Genomic DNA, 19,858 nt, shown 5'->3' with positions numbered 1-19,858 from the left:
TTTGTTTTGTCCGCAGGAAAATCTGTCTCTCCGGGTTTCTATGCAACTGCCCGGGGCGTAGCTATCATGCGGGCCTCATTGTGAGGCGAAACTTGCATGCTGACGTTGTTAAAGCTTCTAAAAGATGGCCGATTCCATTCGGGTCAGGCGCTGGGTGCTGCCCTGGGTGTCAGTCGCAGTGCAGTCTGGAAGCAACTCCAGCACCTGGAGGCCGAGCTGGGCTTGTCCATTCACAAGGTGCGGGGCCGGGGTTATCAATTGGCGGCGCCCTTGACGTTGCTGGATCCGCACGAGATAGGGCGGCTAGCGCCATCCTGCAATTGGCCTGCGCTCGTTATTGACTCGATAGATTCCACAAATGCTGAGGCGCTGCGTGCCATAGATCGTGGCCAGGCTGCACCCTTTATTGTGGTTGCCGAGCGTCAGACGGCAGGCCGCGGAAGGCGAGGCCGGAAGTGGGTGAGTCCATTTGCAGAAAACATCTATTACAGCCTTGTGCTGCGCATTGAAGGCGGGATGCGTCAGCTCGAGGGATTGAGCCTTGTTGTAGGGCTCGCTGTCATGCATACGCTGCGTGATCTCGGTATTTCTGCGGCTGGATTGAAGTGGCCCAACGACGTTCTGGTGGGCCAGAAGAAAATTGCCGGGATTCTGCTTGAGTTGGTGGGCGATCCTGCTGATGTGTGCCATGTGGTGCTGGGTGTGGGAATAAATGTAAACATGCAGCTAACCGATGAAGTCGATCAACAGTGGACTTCCATGCGGCTGGAGTCTGGGAGGATGTTCGATCGCAATCAGCTGGTCGCGGAGCTTGGGCTGACGCTGCAGAGGTATCTGGCGCGCCATCAGGCGAGCGGGTTCTCGGCGATCCAGTCTGAGTGGGAGCAAAATCATCTGTGGCAGGGGCGTGCGGTATCGTTGGTCGCGGGAGTTAACCAGATCGCCGGTGAAGTGCTGGGAATCGATAGCCAGGGCGCCTTGCGCTTGAAGGTGGATGGCGTGGAAAAAGTGTTCAGTGGTGGCGAGCTGAGTCTGAGGTTGCGCGATGATTCTTGAGCTCGATTGCGGAAATAGTTTCATCAAGTGGCGCGTGCTCGAAGCGAATGCCCGGAAGGTAGTGGGTGAAGGAGTCGTTGATTCGGATCTGGCGTTACTGGAAAGCTTGAGGGCCCTGAAAGGCCTTGCGCTCAGGTTTTGTCGGTTGGTTAGTGTCAGGACTGCTGAAGAGACCGGTGAATTAACCGCTTTGTTGAGGGAGTCCTTCAAAATCTCTGCGGTCTGCGCGGCCCCGACCCGGGAGATGTCGGGTGTGCGCAACGGCTATGAAGAGTTCGAGCGTCTTGGGCTGGATCGCTGGCTTGCGATGCTAGGTGGTTTTCATCTGGCTGGCGGCGCGTGCCTTGTGCTTGATTTCGGTACCGCTGTGACCGCCGACTTCGTTGCCGGGAATGGTGAGCACCTGGGAGGGTTCATCTGTCCTGGTATGCCGTTGATGCGCAATCAACTTCGTACGCATACCCGGAAGATTCGTTACGGCGATCTCGCGGCCGAGCGCGCGCTGGAGAGTCTTGTTCCGGGGCGTACGACTGTCGAAGCTGTCGAGCGAGGCTGTCTTCTGATGCTTCAGGGTTTTGTGCTGACTCAGCTGGAGCTGGCACGTAGTTACTGGGGTGATGATTTCGTGGTGTTCCTTACCGGTGGCGATGCAGTCCTGGTTTCAGGCATCGTGCCGGAGGCGAGGGTGGTTCCAGACCTGGTATTCGTTGGTTTGGCTATGGCGTGTCCTTTGTCCTGAGGTTCTTATGCGTTGGTTGTTTCTGCTTCTGCTGGTTCTCAATGTTTTCTATTACATCTGGCATCAGCAGGAAGCTCCTTTGCGGGCGAAGGATGTGACGCCTTTGAGCTTGTATAGGGGGTCTCAGCAAGATATTCGTCTGTTGAGCGAGGCGCCCGATGCAACCAGGGAAAAAGGAAGGGCTCCACAGGCTGATACCGGTTGCCTCTATATAGGTGGTTTTGCGCGGCAGGACGTAGTGCAGGGGCTTGAGCGCCGGTTGACTGGGATGGAGGTGAAATTTCAGTCGTTACCGAAGGGTGGTACTGAATCAGCCGGTTACTGGGTTCGCATCGCCCCGGAAAGCAGGCGCTGGCTAGACGATTTGCAGCTGATAAACCTTTCTAAAGAATTCAATGAGTTAAAACATAAAATAATGCCTTGCGAGGGGGTTGCACCCATCGAATAGTTTGCATAGAATGGCGCCCGCTCCACAGCGAAGACCGGAAACGGTTAGCGATGTGAAGCGAGGTCAACGCAGCTAAGCTCAGGTTTTTAATGAGAAAAATGCTTGACAGAAGGCTGGCATGATGTAGAATGCCGGCTCGCTTAGGAGGGGTTCCCGAGCGGCCAAAGGGATCAGACTGTAAATCTGACGTCTACGACTTCGAAGGTTCGAATCCTTCCCCCTCCACCATTTTTAGCGAGAGCTGCAAGCCTCGCGGGTATAGTTTAGTGGTAGAACCTCAGCCTTCCAAGCTGATGATGCGGGTTCGATTCCCGCTACCCGCTCCACGTTTGCAGGTTTTGCACAGTGTTACGCTCTTGTAGCTCAGTTGGTAGAGCACACCCTTGGTAAGGGTGAGGTCAGCGGTTCAAATCCGCTCAAGAGCTCCATATAACAAGGCAGATATGAAAATATCTGCCTTTGTTTTAGGTGGTAGTGGTTGCGCCTGGTTGTGTTTCTGAAGGTTGCCGGTGTTGAAAATGCCGGTGTTGCAGTCAGGCTTACCTGGTAAGTGTTGTAAAGTCTTTTTCGGGTCGGCATAATGGTCGGCCTGATTTTGTTTTAGGTCAGTAGCTCAATTGGCAGAGCGACGGTCTCCAAAACCGTAGGTTGGGGGTTCGATTCCCTCCTGACCTGCCAGATTCACTCGGTGTGTCTGGCTTTCTTTTCACAGGATCTTCATAGATGACTCCTAAAGCTGAAGCTCAAGGCTCTCGTTTCGACCTCCTCAAGTGGCTTGTAGTAGTCGCTTTGGTGGTTGTTGGCGTTGTTGGCAATCAGTACTTTTCTGCTTCGCCGATCCTGTACCGCGTACTCGCATTGCTTGCTATTGCTGCTGTAGCTGCCTTTGTAGGCTTGCAGACAGTTAAGGGCAAGTCTTTCTTCGTACTGGTTAAGGAAGCTCGCTCCGAGATTCGTAAAGTCGTATGGCCAACTCGCCAAGAAACCACGCAGACCACGTTGATCGTTGTGGCTGTTGTCCTGGTTATGGCGTTGCTGTTGTGGGGTCTCGATTCCCTGCTCGGCTGGCTTGTCTCCTTGATTGTCGGCTAAGGGTGTCCCGTGGCTAAGCGTTGGTATGTTGTGCATGCTTACTCGGGTTACGAGAAGCATGTCATGCGTTCGTTGATCGAGCGCGTAAAGCTGGCTGGCATGGAAGATGGCTTCGGCGAGATTCTGGTTCCCACTGAAGAAGTGGTTGAAATGCGTAATGGCCAGAAGCGCAAGAGCGAGCGTAAGTTCTTCCCTGGCTATGTGCTGGTCCAGATGGATATGAACGAGGGTACTTGGCACTTGGTCAAGGATACTCCTCGGGTGATGGGCTTTATCGGCGGTACTGCTGATAAGCCTGCACCAATCACTGATAAAGAAGCAGAAGCGATTCTGCGTCGCGTCGCTGACGGTAGCGATAAGCCTAAGCCGAAGACGTTGTTCGAGCCAGGCGAGTCGGTGCGCGTTAACGATGGTCCGTTTGCCGATTTCACCGGCACGGTCGAAGAAGTTAACTACGAGAAGAGCCGGATCCAGGTCGCGGTGCTCATTTTCGGACGCTCTACCCCGGTAGAGTTGGAGTTCAGTCAGGTCGAAAAGGTCTAGCTGAACAAGCATCCCAACCCCGCAGCCTTAGGCTGTGGGGTTTTGTCGTCACTGGGATAAACGCGCAAGTAACCGGGGAGCCTTTCGAGGCGTTTGAACCCGTAATTGGAGTGCCTCATGGCCAAGAAGATTACCGCTTACATCAAGCTGCAAGTGAAGGCCGCTCAGGCTAACCCAAGCCCACCTGTTGGTCCTGCTCTGGGTCAGCACGGCGTGAACATCATGGAATTCTGCAAGGCCTTCAACGCCCGTACTCAGGGTCTTGAGCCAGGTCTGCCGACTCCAGTGATCATCACTGTCTACAGCGACCGTAGCTTCACGTTCGAAACCAAATCCACCCCTGCTTCGGTTCTGCTGAAGAAGGCGGCCGGTCTGACCAGCGGTTCCGCTCGTCCGAACACCGTTAAGGTTGGCACTGTAACTCGTGCTCAGCTGGAAGAAATCGCGAAAACCAAAAACGCGGATCTGACTGCAGCTGATATGGAAGCAGCCGTGCGTACCATCGCCGGTTCTGCTCGTAGCATGGGCCTTAACGTGGAGGGTGTGTAATGGCTAAGCTGACCAAGCGTCAAAAGGCTATCGCCGGCAAAATCGAAGCAGGCAAGTCCTACAATTTTGTAGACGCTGCTGCCCTGCTGGCTGAGCTGTCGACTGTCAAGTTCAGCGAGTCGTTCGACGTAGCTGTGAACCTGGGTGTTGACCCGCGTAAATCCGACCAGGTCGTTCGTAGCGCTACTGTGCTGCCACACGGCACTGGCAAGACCGTTCGCGTTGCTGTGTTCACCCAGGGTCCAGCTGCTGAGGCCGCTCTGGCTGCCGGCGCTGACCGTGTAGGTATGGACGATCTGGCTGCCGAAATGAAAGGCGGCGACCTGAACTATGACGTAGTTATCGCATCCCCGGATGCAATGCGCGTTGTGGGTCAGTTGGGTCAGATCCTCGGTCCACGTGGTCTGATGCCTAACCCTAAAGTCGGCACCGTAACGCCAGACGTAGCTACCGCGGTTAAAAACGCCAAGGCTGGTCAGGTTCGTTATCGCACCGACAAAAACGGCATCATCCACACTTCCGTTGGCAAGATCGGCTTCGATGCCGTCAAGCTGAAGGAAAACGTTGAAGCCCTGATCGCTGATCTGAAGCGTATCAAACCAGCTTCCTCGAAAGGCATTTACGTCAAGCGCGTTACCCTGAGCACCACTATGGGCCCAGGTCTGGTCATCGACCAAAGCTCGCTCGACGCGTAAGACAAAGATTGGCGCAAGCGATTGCGCCAATTGAAAAATTGGGGTCCCTGCCTGGCGGGGGCTATCCAAGACCGTAGGCGACGCAAGTCTTAAACCACAAGCCTACGCAGATGGTGCTCCCGGTTCCTTACCGAATCAGACACCAAAACGACATTCGGTTTCGATCGAATGAAACGGTAACAAGCAGGAGTTAAACCCGTGGCAATTAAACTCGAAGACAAGAAGGCCATCGTCGCTGAAGTCAACGAGGCTGCCAAAGTCGCTCTGTCCGCTGTCGTGGCTGATGCCCGTGGCGTAACAGTAGGCGCGATGACCGGACTCCGTAAAGAGGCTCGTGAAGCTGGTGTTTACGTACGTGTTGTACGTAACACCCTGCTCAAGCGCGCTGTTGCTGACACTGAATTCAGTGTCCTCAACGACGTGTTCACTGGCCCTACCCTGATTGCATTCTCCAAAGAACATCCAGGCGCTGCTGCCCGGATCTTCAAAGAGTTCGCAAAGGGTCAGGACAAGTTCGAGATCAAGGCAGCTGCGTTCGAGGGCAAGTTCCTCGCAGCTAACCAAATCGACGTACTGGCAACTCTGCCGACCCGTGACGAAGCAATTTCTCAGCTGATGAGCGTGATTCAAGGCGCAACCAGCAAATTGGCTCGTACTCTGGCGGCAATTCGCGACCAGAAAGAAGCTGCTGCAGCCTAAGGCTCGTCAACTTCTCGCGTTTTTTGTTTTTTTCGATGGTCGCGTAGGCCGTCCCCAATATCAGGAATTAGATTCATGTCTATCTCTCAGAACGATATCCTTGAAGCAGTTGGCAACATGTCCGTAATGGAAGTTGTTGAGCTGATCAAAGCTTTCGAAGAAAAATTCGGTGTTACCGCTGCTGCTGCATCGGCTGGTCCAGCTGCTGCTGCTGCCGTTGTTGAAGAGCAAACTGAATTCAACGTCATGCTGACCGAAGCTGGCGAGAAGAAAGTTAACGTGATCAAGGCTGTACGTGAACTGACCGGTCTGGGCCTGAAAGAAGCCAAGGCTGTAGTTGACGGCGCACCTGCCATGGTTCTGGAAGCTGTTGCCAAAGACGCAGCTGACAAAGCCAAAGCAACTCTGGAAGAAGCAGGCGCTAAAGTCGAGCTGAAATAAGCATCGACTTTGCGTCTCCAGCCCGAGCGTTAAGCGACAGGCTGATGGCTGGTGGCTCTTGCCACCGGCCTTTTTCCGTTATTGGCAGCCGACTGGGTCGGTGTTGATAACGAGCTGTAACCACCCGATGCGGTGGCGCAAACCATGGGGTTTGCACGATTTTCTGGCTGCTCCCGTCGGGAGGGGCCAAACAAGCAGGTGACCAAGCTGGGGAACGCTGATGGCTTACTCATATACTGAGAAAAAACGTATCCGCAAGGACTTTAGCAAGTTGCCGGACGTCATGGATGTGCCGTACCTCCTGGCCATCCAGCTGGATTCGTATCGTGAATTCTTGCAAGCGGGAGCGACTAAAGATCAGTTCCGCGACGTGGGCCTGCATGCGGCCTTCAAATCCGTTTTCCCGATCATCAGCTACTCCGGCAATGCTGCGCTGGAGTACGTCGGTTATCGCCTGGGCGAACCGGCATTTGATGTCAAAGAATGCGTATTGCGCGGTGTAACTTACGCCGTACCTTTGCGGGTAAAAGTGCGCCTGATCATTTTCGACAAAGAATCGTCGAACAAAGCGATCAAGGACATCAAAGAGCAAGAAGTCTACATGGGTGAAATCCCCCTGATGACTGAGAACGGTACCTTCGTAATCAACGGTACCGAGCGTGTAATCGTTTCCCAGCTGCACCGTTCCCCGGGCGTGTTCTTCGACCACGACCGTGGCAAGACGCACAGTTCCGGTAAACTGCTGTACTCCGCTCGCATCATTCCTTACCGCGGTTCGTGGCTGGACTTCGAGTTCGACCCGAAAGACTGCGTATTCGTGCGTATCGACCGTCGTCGCAAGCTGCCTGCATCGGTTCTGCTGCGCGCGCTCGGCTATACCACCGAGGAAGTGCTGGACGCGTTCTACACCACCAACGTTTTCCATGTGAAGGGCGAGAACCTGAGCCTGGAGCTGGTACCTCAGCGTCTGCGTGGTGAAATCGCGGTTCTGGATATCCAGGACGACAAAGGCAAGGTTATTGTCGAGCAAGGTCGTCGTATCACCGCTCGCCACATCAACCAGCTGGAAAAAGCCGGGATCAAAGAGCTGGAAGTGCCACTGGACTACGTCCTGGGTCGCACTACCGCCAAGGTCATCGTGCACCCGGCAACCGGCGAAATCCTGGCAGAGTGCAACACTGAGCTGAACACCGAGATCCTGGCGAAAATCGCCAAGGCCGGCGTTGTTCGCATCGAAACTCTGTACACCAACGATATCGACTGCGGTCCGTTCGTCTCCGACACGCTGAAGATCGATTCCACCAGCAACCAACTGGAAGCGCTGGTCGAGATCTATCGCATGATGCGTCCTGGCGAGCCGCCAACCAAAGACGCTGCCGAGACCCTGTTCAACAACCTGTTCTTCAGCCCTGAGCGCTATGACCTGTCTGCGGTCGGCCGGATGAAGTTCAACCGTCGTATCGGTCGTACCGAGATCGAAGGTTCGGGCGTGCTGTGCAAGGAAGACATCGTCGCGGTATTGAAGACTCTGGTCGACATCCGTAACGGTAAAGGCATCGTCGATGACATCGACCACCTGGGTAACCGTCGTGTTCGCTGCGTAGGCGAAATGGCCGAGAACCAGTTCCGCGTTGGCCTGGTACGTGTTGAGCGTGCGGTCAAAGAGCGTCTGTCGATGGCTGAAAGCGAAGGCCTGATGCCGCAAGACCTGATCAACGCCAAGCCAGTGGCTGCGGCGGTGAAAGAGTTCTTTGGTTCCAGCCAGCTGTCCCAGTTCATGGACCAGAACAACCCGCTGTCCGAGATCACCCACAAGCGTCGTGTCTCTGCACTCGGCCCTGGCGGTCTGACTCGTGAGCGCGCCGGCTTTGAAGTTCGTGACGTTCACCCGACGCACTACGGTCGTGTTTGCCCGATCGAAACGCCGGAAGGTCCGAACATCGGTCTGATCAACTCCCTGGCCGCTTATGCGCGCACCAACCAGTACGGCTTCCTTGAGAGCCCGTACCGCGTGGTGAAGGACGCTCTGGTCACCGACGAGATCGTATTCCTGTCCGCCATCGAAGAAGCTGATCACGTGATCGCTCAGGCTTCGGCCACGATGAACGACAAGAAAGTCCTGATCGACGAGCTGGTAGCTGTTCGTCACTTGAACGAATTCACCGTCAAGGCGCCGGAAGACGTCACCTTGATGGACGTTTCGCCGAAGCAGGTAGTTTCGGTTGCAGCGTCGCTGATTCCGTTCCTCGAGCACGACGACGCCAACCGTGCGTTGATGGGTTCGAACATGCAGCGTCAAGCTGTACCAACCCTGCGTGCTGACAAGCCGCTGGTAGGTACCGGCATGGAGCGTAACGTAGCCCGTGACTCCGGCGTTTGCGTCGTGGCTCGTCGTGGCGGCGTGATCGACTCCGTCGACGCCAGCCGTATCGTGGTTCGTGTTGCTGATGATGAAGTTGAAACCGGTGAAGCCGGTGTCGACATCTACAACCTGACCAAGTACACCCGCTCCAACCAGAATACCTGCATCAACCAGCGTCCGCTGGTGCGTAAAGGTGATCGGGTTCAGCGTAGCGACATCATGGCCGACGGCCCGTCCACCGACATGGGTGAACTGGCGCTGGGTCAGAACATGCGTATCGCCTTCATGGCATGGAACGGCTTCAACTTCGAAGACTCCATCTGCCTGTCCGAACGCGTTGTTCAAGAAGACCGTTTCACCACGATCCACATTCAGGAACTGACCTGTGTGGCCCGTGACACCAAGCTTGGCCCAGAGGAAATCACTGCGGACATCCCGAACGTGGGTGAAGCTGCACTGAACAAGCTGGACGAAGCCGGTATCGTTTACGTAGGTGCTGAAGTAGGCGCAGGCGACATCCTGGTGGGTAAGGTCACTCCGAAAGGCGAGACTCAACTGACTCCGGAAGAAAAACTGCTGCGTGCGATCTTCGGTGAAAAAGCCAGCGACGTTAAAGACACTTCCCTGCGTGTACCTACCGGTACCAAAGGTACTGTCATCGACGTACAGGTCTTCACCCGTGACGGCGTTGAGCGTGATGCTCGTGCACTGTCGATCGAGAAGTCTCAGCTCGACGAGATCCGCAAGGACTTGAACGAAGAGTTCCGTATCGTTGAAGGTGCCACTTTCGAACGTCTGCGTTCCGCTCTGGTCGGCCACAAAGCCGAAGGCGGCGCCGGTCTGAAGAAAGGTCAGGACATCACCGACGAAGTGCTCGACGGTCTTGAGCATGGCCAGTGGTTCAAACTGCGCATGGCTGAAGACGCTCTGAACGAGCAGCTCGAGAAGGCCCAGGCCTACATCGTTGATCGCCGCCGTCTGCTGGACGACAAGTTCGAAGACAAGAAGCGCAAACTGCAGCAGGGCGATGACCTGGCTCCAGGCGTGCTGAAAATCGTCAAGGTTTACCTGGCAATCCGTCGTCGCATCCAGCCGGGCGACAAGATGGCCGGTCGTCACGGTAACAAAGGTGTGGTCTCCGTGATCATGCCGGTTGAAGACATGCCGCACGATGCCAATGGCACCCCGGTCGACGTCGTCCTCAACCCGTTGGGCGTACCTTCGCGTATGAACGTTGGTCAGATCCTTGAAACCCACCTGGGCCTCGCGGCCAAAGGTCTGGGCGAGAAGATCAACCGCATGATCGAAGAGCAGCGCAAAGTTGCCGAGCTGCGTAAGTTCCTGCACGAGATCTACAACGAGATCGGTGGTCGTCAGGAAAGCCTTGATGACTTCTCGGACCAGGAAATCCTGGATCTGGCGCAGAACCTGCGTGGCGGCGTTCCAATGGCCACTCCAGTGTTCGACGGCGCCAAGGAAAGCGAAATCAAGGCCATGCTGAAACTGGCAGACCTGCCAGAAAGCGGCCAGATGCAGCTGACTGACGGCCGTACCGGCAACAAGTTCGAGCGTCCGGTTACCGTTGGCTACATGTACATGCTGAAGCTGAACCACTTGGTAGACGACAAGATGCACGCTCGTTCTACCGGTTCGTACAGCCTGGTTACCCAGCAGCCGCTGGGTGGTAAGGCGCAGTTCGGTGGTCAGCGTTTCGGGGAGATGGAGGTCTGGGCACTGGAAGCATACGGTGCCGCTTACACTCTGCAAGAAATGCTCACAGTGAAGTCGGACGATGTGAACGGCCGTACCAAGATGTACAAAAACATCGTGGATGGCGATCACCGTATGGAGCCGGGCATGCCCGAGTCCTTCAACGTGTTGATCAAGGAAATTCGTTCCCTCGGCATCGATATCGATCTGGAAACCGAATAACACGTGACGCGAATCGAGAGCGGGGCAGGATTGCCCGCTCTCTGCTCCGCCAGGAGGAAAGGCCTTGAAAGACCTACTGAATTTGCTGAAAAACCAGGGTCAAGTCGAAGAGTTCGACGCCATCCGTATTGGATTGGCATCGCCTGAGATGATCCGTTCGTGGTCGTTCGGTGAAGTTAAAAAGCCGGAAACCATCAACTACCGTACGTTCAAACCTGAGCGTGACGGCCTGTTCTGCGCCAAGATCTTTGGCCCGGTAAAGGATTACGAGTGCCTGTGCGGTAAGTACAAGCGCTTGAAGCATCGTGGTGTGATCTGCGAGAAGTGCGGCGTTGAAGTCGCGCTGGCAAAAGTTCGTCGTGAGCGCATGGCGCACATCGAATTGGCCTCGCCTGTTGCCCACATCTGGTTCCTGAAATCGCTGCCGTCCCGTATCGGCTTGCTGATGGACATGACCCTGCGTGATATCGAACGCGTTCTCTACTTCGAGAGCTACGTCGTTATCGACCCGGGCATGACCACCCTTGAAAAAGGTCAGCTGCTGAACGACGAGCAGTACTTCGAAGCGCTGGAAGAGTTCGGCGACGATTTCGATGCCCGCATGGGTGCCGAAGCTGTCCGCGAACTGCTGCACGCTATCGACCTGGAACACGAGATTGGCCGTCTGCGTGAAGAAATTCCGCAAACCAACTCCGAAACCAAAATCAAGAAGCTGTCCAAGCGTCTGAAGTTGATGGAAGCCTTCCAGGGTTCCGGCAACCTGCCAGAGTGGATGGTGCTGACCGTTCTGCCGGTTCTGCCGCCAGATCTGCGTCCACTGGTCCCGCTGGATGGCGGTCGCTTCGCGACTTCCGACCTCAACGATCTGTATCGTCGAGTGATCAACCGTAACAACCGTTTGAAGCGCCTGCTGGATCTGTCCGCTCCGGACATCATCGTGCGCAACGAAAAGCGTATGTTGCAGGAAGCTGTCGACGCACTGCTCGACAACGGTCGTCGTGGCCGCGCTATCACCGGTTCGAACAAGCGTCCTCTGAAATCCCTGGCTGACATGATCAAGGGTAAGCAGGGTCGTTTCCGTCAGAACTTGCTCGGTAAGCGTGTTGACTACTCCGGTCGTTCGGTAATTACCGTAGGTCCGACCCTGCGTCTGCACCAGTGCGGTCTGCCGAAGAAAATGGCTCTCGAGCTGTTCAAGCCGTTCATTTTCGGCAAGCTGGAAATGCGTGGTCTCGCTACCACCATCAAAGCTGCCAAGAAGATGGTCGAGCGCGAGCTGCCGGAAGTTTGGGACGTTCTCGCTGAAGTGATTCGCGAACACCCGGTTCTTCTCAACCGTGCACCGACCCTTCACCGTCTGGGTATCCAGGCGTTTGAACCGGTACTGATCGAAGGTAAGGCTATCCAGCTGCACCCTCTGGTCTGCGCCGCGTACAACGCCGACTTCGACGGCGACCAAATGGCCGTGCACGTACCGCTGACGCTGGAAGCCCAGCTCGAAGCGCGTGCGTTGATGATGTCGACCAACAACATTCTGTCGCCAGCCAACGGTGAGCCAATCATCGTTCCGTCGCAGGACGTTGTATTGGGTCTGTACTACATGACTCGTGAAGCGATCAACGCCAAGGGCGAAGGTCGTGTGTTCGCGGATCTGCAGGAAGTAGACCGTGTGTTCCGTGCCGGCGAAGCCGCACTGCACGCCAAGGTCAAAGTGCGGATCAACGAAACCGTCAACGACCGTGACGGTGGCAGCGTGAGCGGCACTCGTATCGTCGACACCACTGTCGGCCGTGCGTTGCTGTATCAAGTTGTGCCAAAAGGTCTGTCGTACGACGTCGTCAACCTGCCGATGAAGAAAAAGGCGATCTCCAAGCTGATCAACCAGTGCTACCGCGTGGTTGGTCTGAAAGAGACCGTGATCTTCGCTGACCAGTTGATGTACACCGGTTTTGCCTACTCGACCATTTCCGGCGTTTCCATCGGCGTTAACGACTTCGTTATCCCGGATGAAAAAGCCCGCATCATCGGTGCTGCCACCGACGAAGTGAAAGAGATCGAAAGTCAGTACGCCTCCGGCCTGGTAACCCAGGGCGAGAAGTACAACAAAGTGATCGACCTTTGGTCCAAGGCGAACGACGAAGTTTCCAAGGCGATGATGGCCAACCTCTCGAAAGAGAAAGTCATCGACCGTCATGGCGTTGAAGTCGACCAAGAGTCTTTCAACTCGATGTACATGATGGCCGACTCGGGTGCGCGGGGTTCCGCAGCACAGATTCGTCAGCTGGCCGGTATGCGTGGCCTGATGGCCAAGCCGGACGGTTCCATCATTGAAACGCCGATTACTGCGAACTTCCGTGAAGGTTTGAGCGTACTTCAGTACTTCATCTCGACTCACGGTGCTCGTAAAGGTCTGGCGGATACCGCGTTGAAAACTGCGAACTCCGGTTACCTGACTCGTCGTCTGGTAGACGTAGCGCAAGATCTGGTTGTAACCGAGATCGATTGCGGCACCGAACACGGTCTGCTGATGACTCCGCACATTGAAGGCGGTGACGTTGTAGAGCCGTTGGGTGAGCGCGTATTGGGTCGTGTTATTGCCCGTGACGTATTCAAGCCAGGTACCGAGGACGTTATCGTTCCTGCCGGCACCCTGGTAGACGAGAAGTGGGTTGAATTCATCGAGCTGAACAGCATCGACGAAGTGATCGTGCGTTCGCCGATCAGCTGCGAAACCCGCTACGGCATTTGCGCCAAGTGCTACGGCCGTGACTTGGCTCGTGGTCACCAGGTGAACATCGGTGAAGCTGTCGGCGTAATCGCTGCACAGTCGATCGGTGAGCCGGGTACCCAGCTGACGATGCGTACGTTCCACATCGGTGGTGCGGCAAGCCGGACCTCCGCTGCTGACAGCGTTCAGGTGAAGAATGGCGGTACCGTCCGTCTGCACAACCTGAAGCACGTAGAGCGCGTGGATGGTCACCTGGTTGCTGTGTCCCGTTCCGGTGAGCTGGCCATCGCTGATGACTTCGGTCGTGAGCGTGAGCGTTACAAGCTGCCGTACGGTGCTGTGATTTCGGTTAAAGAAGGTGACAAGGTCGACGCTGGCGCAATCGTGGCCAAGTGGGATCCGCACACTCACCCAATCGTTACCGAAATGAAAGGTACCGTGACCTACGTGGGCATGGAAGAAGGCATCACGATCAAGCGTCAGACTGACGAATTGACCGGTATGACCAACATTGAAGTGCTCGACGCCAAAGACCGTCCAGCTGCGGGTAAGGACATCCGTCCTGCCGTGAAGATGGTCGACGACAACGGCAAGGATCTGTTGCTGCCAGGCACTGACGTTATCGCTCAGTACTTCCTGCCAGCCAACGCCCTGGTCGGTGTGGCGGATGGTGCGAAGATCGCGATCGGTGACGTTATCGCTCGTATCCCGCAAGAGACTTCGAAGACCCGTGACATCACCGGTGGTCTGCCGCGTGTTGCCGACTTGTTCGAAGCTCGTCGTCCGAAAGAAGCGTCGATTCTGGCTGAAGTCAGCGGCACCATCGCGTTCGGTAAAGAGACCAAAGGCAAGCGCCGTCTGGTCATTACCCCGAACGACGGTAGCGATCCGTATGAAGAGCTGATTCCGAAGTGGCGTCACCTGAACGTGTTCGAAGGCGAACAGGTAAACCGCGGCGAAGTTATCTCCGACGGTCCAAGCGATCCACACGACATCCTGCGTCTGCTGGGTGTAAGTGCGCTGGCCAAGTACATCGTTAACGAGATCCAGGACGTTTACCGTCTGCAAGGCGTGAAGATCAACGATAAGCACATCGAGACCATCCTGCGTCAGATGCTGCGTAAAGTTGAAATCGCTGAATCCGGCGATTCCAGTTTCATCAAGGGCGACCAGATGGAATTGACTCACGTTCTGGTAGAGAACGAGCGTTTGAGCGGCGAAGACAAATTTGTCTCCAAGTTCACTCGCGTTCTGCTGGGTATCACCAAGGCGTCGTTGTCCACCGAATCGTTCATCTCGGCGGCTTCCTTCCAGGAAACCACTCGCGTACTGACCGAAGCGGCGGTAACCGGCAAGCGCGACTACCTGCGCGGCCTGAAAGAAAACGTGGTCGTGGGTCGTCTGATCCCGGCTGGTACCGGTCTGGCTTATCACAGCGAGCGCAAGCGTCGTCGTGATGCTGACAAACCGTTGCGCGTTAGCGCCAGTGAAGTGGAAGCTGCACTGACCGAAGCGCTGAACTCGAGCGGTAACTGAGTTCTGCGGTAAATGAGCGTAAGGCCCTGTTCGCTCCGTTCATCGAATCGAGACAATTTGTCGAGGTTGGATGAGCGGGGAGGGCGGGGCCTTGCCTTGACTGGGGGCAAGATCCTCTTTAGACTCTTGTACCCCTAAATTTGGCGGGAATTCGTTCCTGCCATTTTGCTTTTCTTGCAAGACAATAGCGTCGCAAGACAACAGTGGAGCTAGTAGATGGCAACTATCAACCAGCTGGTACGTCAGCCGCGTAAGCGTATCGTCGAGAAATCCGACGTGCCTGCGCTGCAGAACTGCCCGCAACGCCGTGGCGTGTGCACCCGTGTGTACACCACCACGCCGAAAAAACCTAACTCGGCACTGCGTAAAGTATGCCGTGTGCGTCTGACCAACGGTTTCGAGGTTTCCTCGTACATCGGTGGTGAAGGCCACAACCTGCAAGAGCACAGCGTGGTACTGATCCGCGGCGGTCGTGTAAAAGACTTGCCAGGTGTTCGTTACCACACCGTTCGCGGTTCTTTGGATACTTCCGGCGTTAAAGGTCGTAACCAGGGTCGTTCGAAGTACGGTACCAAGAAGCCTAAGTAGTAGCGGCTTTTTGTAAACTGATTTTCTATTTTTCTGAGTCGATAAGAGTAAGGTCGGAGGCGTCCCGCAAGGGCACCGATTCCGAGCGAACCTGAAGACCGTTTGAGGGCTTATCCATGCCAAGAAGACGCGTAGCAGCCAAGCGCGAAGTGCTTGACGATCCAAAATACGGAAGCCAAATCCTGGCCAAGTTCATGAACCACGTGATGGAAAGCGGCAAGAAAGCCGTTGCCGAGCGTATCGTTTATGGCGCGCTGGAAAAGGTTAAAGAACGCAAGAACAGCGACCCCCTGGAAATCTTCGAGAAAGCTCTCGACGCCATCGCTCCGCTGGTCGAAGTAAAGTCGCGCCGTGTAGGCGGTGCTACTTACCAGGTTCCGGTTGAAGTTCGTCCGTCCCGTCGTAACGCTCTGGCAATGCGCTGGTTGGTAGACTTCGCCCGTAAGCGCGGCGAGAAGTCTATGGCTCTGCGTTTGGCTGGCGAACTGTTGGACGCTGCCGAAGGTAAAGGTGCTGCAGTTAAGAAGCGTGAAGACGTGCACCGTATGGCTGAAGCTAACAAAGCTTTCTCGCACTACCGCTTCTAATTTTAGCGTCACTAATTTTGCGAGGGCTTTATGGCTCGTACTACACCGATTAATCGCTACCGTAACATTGGTATCGTTGCTCACGTGGATGCTGGTAAAACCACCACCACCGAGCGCGTCCTTTTTTACACTGGCAAAAGCCACAAGATGGGCGAAGTGCATGATGGCGCTGCGACCACCGACTGGATGGTTCAGGAGCAGGAGCGTGGTATTACCATTACTTCTGCTGCTATTACCGCCTTTTGGCAGGGTTCTGCGAAGCAGCACAAGGACCAATACCGCTTCAACGTCATCGATACCCCGGGTCACGTAGACTTCACCATTGAAGTTGAACGTTCCCTGCGCGTACTCGACGGCGCGGTGGTTGTGTTCTGTGGTACTTCCGGCGTTGAGCCTCAGTCCGAAACCGTATGGCGTCAAGCCAACAAGTACGGTGTTCCACGTATCGTTTACGTGAACAAAATGGACCGTGCTGGCGCGAACTTCCTGCGCGTGATCGCTCAGATCAAGCAGCGTCTGGGTCACACTCCGGTGCCGATCCAGTTGGCTATCGGTTCCGAAGACAACTTCCAGGGTCAGATCGATCTGATGACCATGGAAGCGGTTTACTGGAACGATGCTGACAAGGGCATGACTCCACGTCGCGAAGCTATCCCTGCTGAACTGCAGGAACTGGCTGAAGAGTGGCGCAGCAACATGGTTGAGGCTGCTGCCGAAGCCAGCGAAGAGCTGATGAACAAGTACCTGGAAGGTGAAGAGCTCACCATCGAGGAAATCAAGGCCGCTCTGCGTCAGCGTACTATCGCTGGCGAAATCGTCTTGGCTGTTTGCGGTTCTTCCTTCAAGAACAAGGGCGTTCCCCTGGTTCTCGACGCCGTTATCGACTACCTGCCGGCTCCAGTCGACATTCCTGCTATCAAGGGTTCCAACCCTGATAACGAGGAAGAAATGATGGAGCGTCATGCAGACGACAACGAGCCGTTCTCGGCTCTGGCGTTCAAGATCGCTACCGACCCATTCGTGGGTACCTTGACCTTCGTCCGCGTTTACTCGGGCGTGTTGGCCTCCGGCGACGGCGTGATCAACTCGGTTAAAGGCAAGAAAGAGCGCGTGGGTCGTATGGTGCAAATGCACGCAAACGCCCGTGAAGAAATCAAGGAAGTACGCGCTGGTGACATCGCGGCCTTGATCGGCATGAAGGACGTCACCACTGGCGAAACTTTGTGCAACGCTGACAAGCCAATCATCCTGGTTCGCATGGACTTCCCGGAGCCGGTTATTTCGGTTGCCGTTGAGCCTAAGACCAAGGATGACCAGGAAAAAATGGGTATCGCTCTGGGCAAGCTTGCTCAGGAAGACCCGTCTTTCCGCGTAAAAACTGATGAAGAGACTGGTCAAACGATCATCTCCGGCATGGGCGAGTTGCACCTGGACATCCTGGTTGACCGGATGCGCCGTGAGTTCAACGTCGAAGCCAACATCGGTAAGCCTCAGGTTTCCTATCGTGAGCGCATCACGAAGAACTGTGAAATCGAAGGCAAGTTCGTTCGTCAGTCCGGCGGTCGTGGCCAGTTCGGTCATTGCTGGATCCGTTTTGCACCTGCTGACGAAGGTCAGGAAGGTCTGCAATTCGTGAACGAAGTAGTGGGTGGTGTGGTTCCTAAGGAATACATCCCGGCTATCCAGAAGGGTATCGAAGAGCAGATGAAGAACGGTGTTGTTGCCGGTTATCCGCTGATCGGCCTGAAGGCTACCGTGTTTGATGGTTCTTACCACGACGTCGACTCGAACGAGATGGCGTTTAAGGTGGCTGCTTCCATGGCTACCAAGCAACTGGCCCAAAAGGGCGGTGGTGAGTTGCTTGAGCCGATCATGGCGGTAGAGGTTGTTACGCCTGAAGACTATATGGGTGACGTGATGGGCGACCTTAACCGTCGTCGCGGCATGATTCTGGGTATGGAAGATACGGTTTCCGGTAAGGTTATCCGTGCTGAAGTTCCGTTGGGCGAGATGTTCGGTTATGCGACCGACGTTCGTTCGATGTCCCAGGGTCGCGCAAGCTACTCTATGGAATTCAAAAAATACAATACGGCTCCGTCGCACATCGTCGAAACCGTTACCAAAAAACAAGGCTGATTCAGTCCTTTAGGCAAGGAGTTAATTGTCGTGGCTAAAGAAAAATTTGATCGTTCCCTACCGCACGTCAACGTTGGCACCATCGGTCACGTTGACCACGGTAAAACCACTCTGACCGCAGCTCTGACTCGCGTTTGCTCCGAAGTTTTCGGTTCTGCAATCGTTGATTTCGATAAAATCGACAGCGCTCCAGAAGAAAAAGCTCGTGGTATCACCATCAACACCGCGCACGTCGAGTACAACTCGAAGATTCGTCACTACGCTCACGTTGACTGCCCAGGTCACGCGGACTACGTGAAGAACATGATCACCGGTGCTGCCCAGATGGACGGCGCGATCCTGGTTTGCTCGGCCGCTGATGGTCCGATGCCACAAACCCGTGAGCACATCCTGCTGTCCCGTCAGGTAGGCGTTCCGTACATCGTGGTTTTCCTGAACAAGGCTGACCTGGTAGACGACGCTGAGCTGCTGGAACTGGTTGAGATGGAAGTTCGCGACCTGCTGTCCACCTACGACTTCCCGGGTGATGACACTCCAATCATCATCGGTTCGGCTCGTATGGCGCTGGAAGGCAAAGACGACAACGAAATGGGCACCACTGCCGTTCGTAAACTGGTTGAAACTCTGGACAGCTACATCCCAGAACCAGAGCGTGCTATCGACAAGCCGTTCCTGATGCCAATCGAAGACGTATTCTCGATCTCGGGTCGCGGTACTGTTGTGACTGGTCGTATCGAGCGCGGTATCGTTCGCGTTCAAGATGCGCTGGAAATCGTTGGTCTGCGTGACACCACCACCACCACCTGCACCGGTGTTGAGATGTTCCGCAAGCTGCTCGACGAAGGTCGTGCTGGCGAGAACTGTGGCGTTCTGCTGCGTGGCACCAAGCGTGACGACGTTGAGCGTGGTCAGGTTCTGGTTAAGCCAGGTTCGGTTAAGCCGCACACCAAGTTCACCGCAGAAGTTTACGTTCTGAGCAAGGAAGAAGGCGGTCGTCACACTCCGTTCTTCAAAGGCTACCGTCCACAGTTCTACTTCCGTACTACTGACGTGACCGGTAACTGCGAGCTGCCAGAAGGCGTTGAAATGGTAATGCCAGGTGACAACATTCAGATGACTGTTACCCTGATCAAAACCATCGCAATGGAAGACGGTCTGCGCTTCGCTATCCGTGAAGGCGGCCGTACCGTTGGTGCTGGCGTTGTAGCTAAAATCATCGAGTAATCTCCTCACCGAGATAGCTTTGATGTTTTGAAAAGGCCCCCGCTCAGCGGGGGCCTTTTTTATTGGGTTGACACCTATCTGGGGCGTCTATAGAATTGCGCCTCCTTTTAACGGGCGTATTGCGCCCGGTGGGAATAGCAGCCGGAGTCTGAAATCCAATGCAAAATCAGCAAATCCGTATCAGGTTGAAGGCTTTCGACCATCGCCTGATCGACCAATCCACCCAGGAAATCGTGGAAACCGCGAAACGTACTGGTGCTCAAGTGCGTGGTCCAATTCCACTGCCTACCCGTAAAGAGCGGTTCACCGTTCTGGTCTCCCCGCACGTCAACAAAGACGCGCGTGACCAGTACGAGATCCGTACTCATAAGCGCGTTCTGGACATCGTCCAGCCAACGGATAAAACCGTTGATGCACTTATGAAGCTTGATCTTGCGGCCGGTGTGGAAGTGCAGATCAGCCTCGGCTAAGACTCGGTCTTAGTCGTGTAACGCTCTGAAATG

The 19,858-nt window shown here is 55.3% G+C and carries 16 protein-coding genes and 4 tRNA genes; all 20 read left to right on the top strand.

All coding sequences use genetic code 11. The features are described 5' to 3' along the window. Positions 1 to 96 precede the first annotated feature (96 nt). The 20 genes from birA (at position 97) to rpsJ (ending at position 19,825) form a co-directional block, all read left to right on the top strand. The gene (gene birA / locus NL64_RS10810) at positions 97 to 1,056 is read left to right on the top strand and encodes a bifunctional biotin--[acetyl-CoA-carboxylase] ligase/biotin operon repressor BirA (RefSeq protein WP_034148082.1); all 960 of its coding nucleotides are present in this window, start codon (positions 97 to 99) and stop codon (positions 1,054 to 1,056) included. After that, positions 1,046 to 1,795: a pantothenate kinase gene (locus NL64_RS10805; protein ID WP_034148081.1), complete on the top strand. Its 750-nt coding sequence runs from the start codon at positions 1,046 to 1,048 to the stop codon at positions 1,793 to 1,795. The genes birA and NL64_RS10805 overlap by 11 nt, the downstream gene beginning before the upstream one ends. A 7-nt stretch (positions 1,796 to 1,802) precedes the next feature. Beyond that, positions 1,803 to 2,243 (top strand): hypothetical protein, encoded by a 441-nt coding sequence (locus NL64_RS10800; protein WP_034148080.1) that lies wholly within the window; start codon positions 1,803 to 1,805, stop codon positions 2,241 to 2,243. A gap of 143 nt (positions 2,244 to 2,386) precedes the next feature. Next, a tRNA-Tyr gene (locus tag NL64_RS10795) sits at positions 2,387 to 2,471 on the top strand. 24 nt (positions 2,472 to 2,495) lie between these two features. Continuing rightward, positions 2,496 to 2,569: transfer RNA gene (locus tag NL64_RS10790), tRNA-Gly, on the top strand. Positions 2,570 to 2,595: 26 nt separating this feature from the next. Next, a tRNA-Thr gene (locus NL64_RS10785) sits at positions 2,596 to 2,671 on the top strand. Between the two features lie 174 nt (positions 2,672 to 2,845). Continuing rightward, positions 2,846 to 2,921 (top strand) — tRNA-Trp (locus tag NL64_RS10780). 45 nt (positions 2,922 to 2,966) lie between these two features. Beyond that, positions 2,967 to 3,335: a preprotein translocase subunit SecE gene (gene secE / locus NL64_RS10775; RefSeq protein ID WP_034148079.1), complete on the top strand. Its 369-nt coding sequence runs from the start codon at positions 2,967 to 2,969 to the stop codon at positions 3,333 to 3,335. A gap of 9 nt (positions 3,336 to 3,344) precedes the next feature. Next, on the top strand, positions 3,345 to 3,878 hold the full coding sequence (gene nusG, locus NL64_RS10770) for a transcription termination/antitermination protein NusG (RefSeq protein ID WP_007933727.1): 534 nt from the start codon (positions 3,345 to 3,347) through the stop codon (positions 3,876 to 3,878). A gap of 117 nt (positions 3,879 to 3,995) precedes the next feature. Further along, entirely contained in the window at positions 3,996 to 4,427 is a 432-nt protein-coding gene (gene rplK / locus NL64_RS10765) for a 50S ribosomal protein L11 (protein ID WP_007933726.1), read from the top strand. Beyond that, positions 4,427 to 5,122, top strand: coding sequence for a 50S ribosomal protein L1 (rplA, locus tag NL64_RS10760; protein ID WP_008041297.1), 696 nt, complete (start codon positions 4,427 to 4,429; stop codon positions 5,120 to 5,122). Before rplK ends, rplA begins: the two co-directional genes overlap by 1 nt. A gap of 198 nt (positions 5,123 to 5,320) precedes the next feature. Then, entirely contained in the window at positions 5,321 to 5,821 is a 501-nt protein-coding gene (gene rplJ / locus NL64_RS10755; protein ID WP_007970413.1) for a 50S ribosomal protein L10, read from the top strand. A 75-nt stretch (positions 5,822 to 5,896) separates the two neighbouring features. Then, entirely contained in the window at positions 5,897 to 6,262 is a 366-nt protein-coding gene (gene rplL, locus NL64_RS10750) for a 50S ribosomal protein L7/L12 (RefSeq protein ID WP_034148078.1), read from the top strand. A gap of 220 nt (positions 6,263 to 6,482) precedes the next feature. Then, positions 6,483 to 10,556 (top strand): DNA-directed RNA polymerase subunit beta, encoded by a 4,074-nt coding sequence (gene rpoB, locus NL64_RS10745; protein WP_034148077.1) that lies wholly within the window; start codon positions 6,483 to 6,485, stop codon positions 10,554 to 10,556. A gap of 64 nt (positions 10,557 to 10,620) precedes the next feature. Continuing rightward, the gene (rpoC, locus tag NL64_RS10740; RefSeq protein ID WP_034148076.1) at positions 10,621 to 14,820 is read left to right on the top strand and encodes a DNA-directed RNA polymerase subunit beta'; all 4,200 of its coding nucleotides are present in this window, start codon (positions 10,621 to 10,623) and stop codon (positions 14,818 to 14,820) included. 216 nt (positions 14,821 to 15,036) lie between these two features. Beyond that, the gene (gene rpsL, locus NL64_RS10735; RefSeq protein ID WP_002555494.1) at positions 15,037 to 15,408 is read left to right on the top strand and encodes a 30S ribosomal protein S12; all 372 of its coding nucleotides are present in this window, start codon (positions 15,037 to 15,039) and stop codon (positions 15,406 to 15,408) included. Between the two features lie 116 nt (positions 15,409 to 15,524). Beyond that, complete coding sequence (rpsG, locus tag NL64_RS10730; protein WP_002555493.1) at positions 15,525 to 15,995, top strand: 30S ribosomal protein S7; 471 nt, start codon at positions 15,525 to 15,527, stop codon at positions 15,993 to 15,995. Positions 15,996 to 16,025: 30 nt separating this feature from the next. Then, positions 16,026 to 18,131 carry an elongation factor G gene (gene fusA, locus NL64_RS10725; RefSeq protein WP_034148075.1) on the top strand — a complete coding sequence of 702 codons (2,106 nt, stop codon included), beginning with the start codon at positions 16,026 to 16,028 and terminating at the stop codon, positions 18,129 to 18,131. 30 nt (positions 18,132 to 18,161) lie between these two features. Next, complete coding sequence (gene tuf, locus NL64_RS10720; protein WP_034148074.1) at positions 18,162 to 19,355, top strand: elongation factor Tu; 1,194 nt, start codon at positions 18,162 to 18,164, stop codon at positions 19,353 to 19,355. Between the two features lie 158 nt (positions 19,356 to 19,513). Then, entirely contained in the window at positions 19,514 to 19,825 is a 312-nt protein-coding gene (gene rpsJ / locus NL64_RS10715; protein ID WP_003186070.1) for a 30S ribosomal protein S10, read from the top strand. Positions 19,826 to 19,858 lie beyond the last annotated feature (33 nt).

The organism is Pseudomonas fluorescens (genome assembly GCF_000802965.1).
Lineage (GTDB): Bacteria > Pseudomonadota > Gammaproteobacteria > Pseudomonadales > Pseudomonadaceae > Aquipseudomonas > Aquipseudomonas fluorescens_A.
The sequence above is the reverse complement of the archived record's forward strand: the minus strand, read 5'-3'. Positions and strand labels throughout refer to the sequence as shown.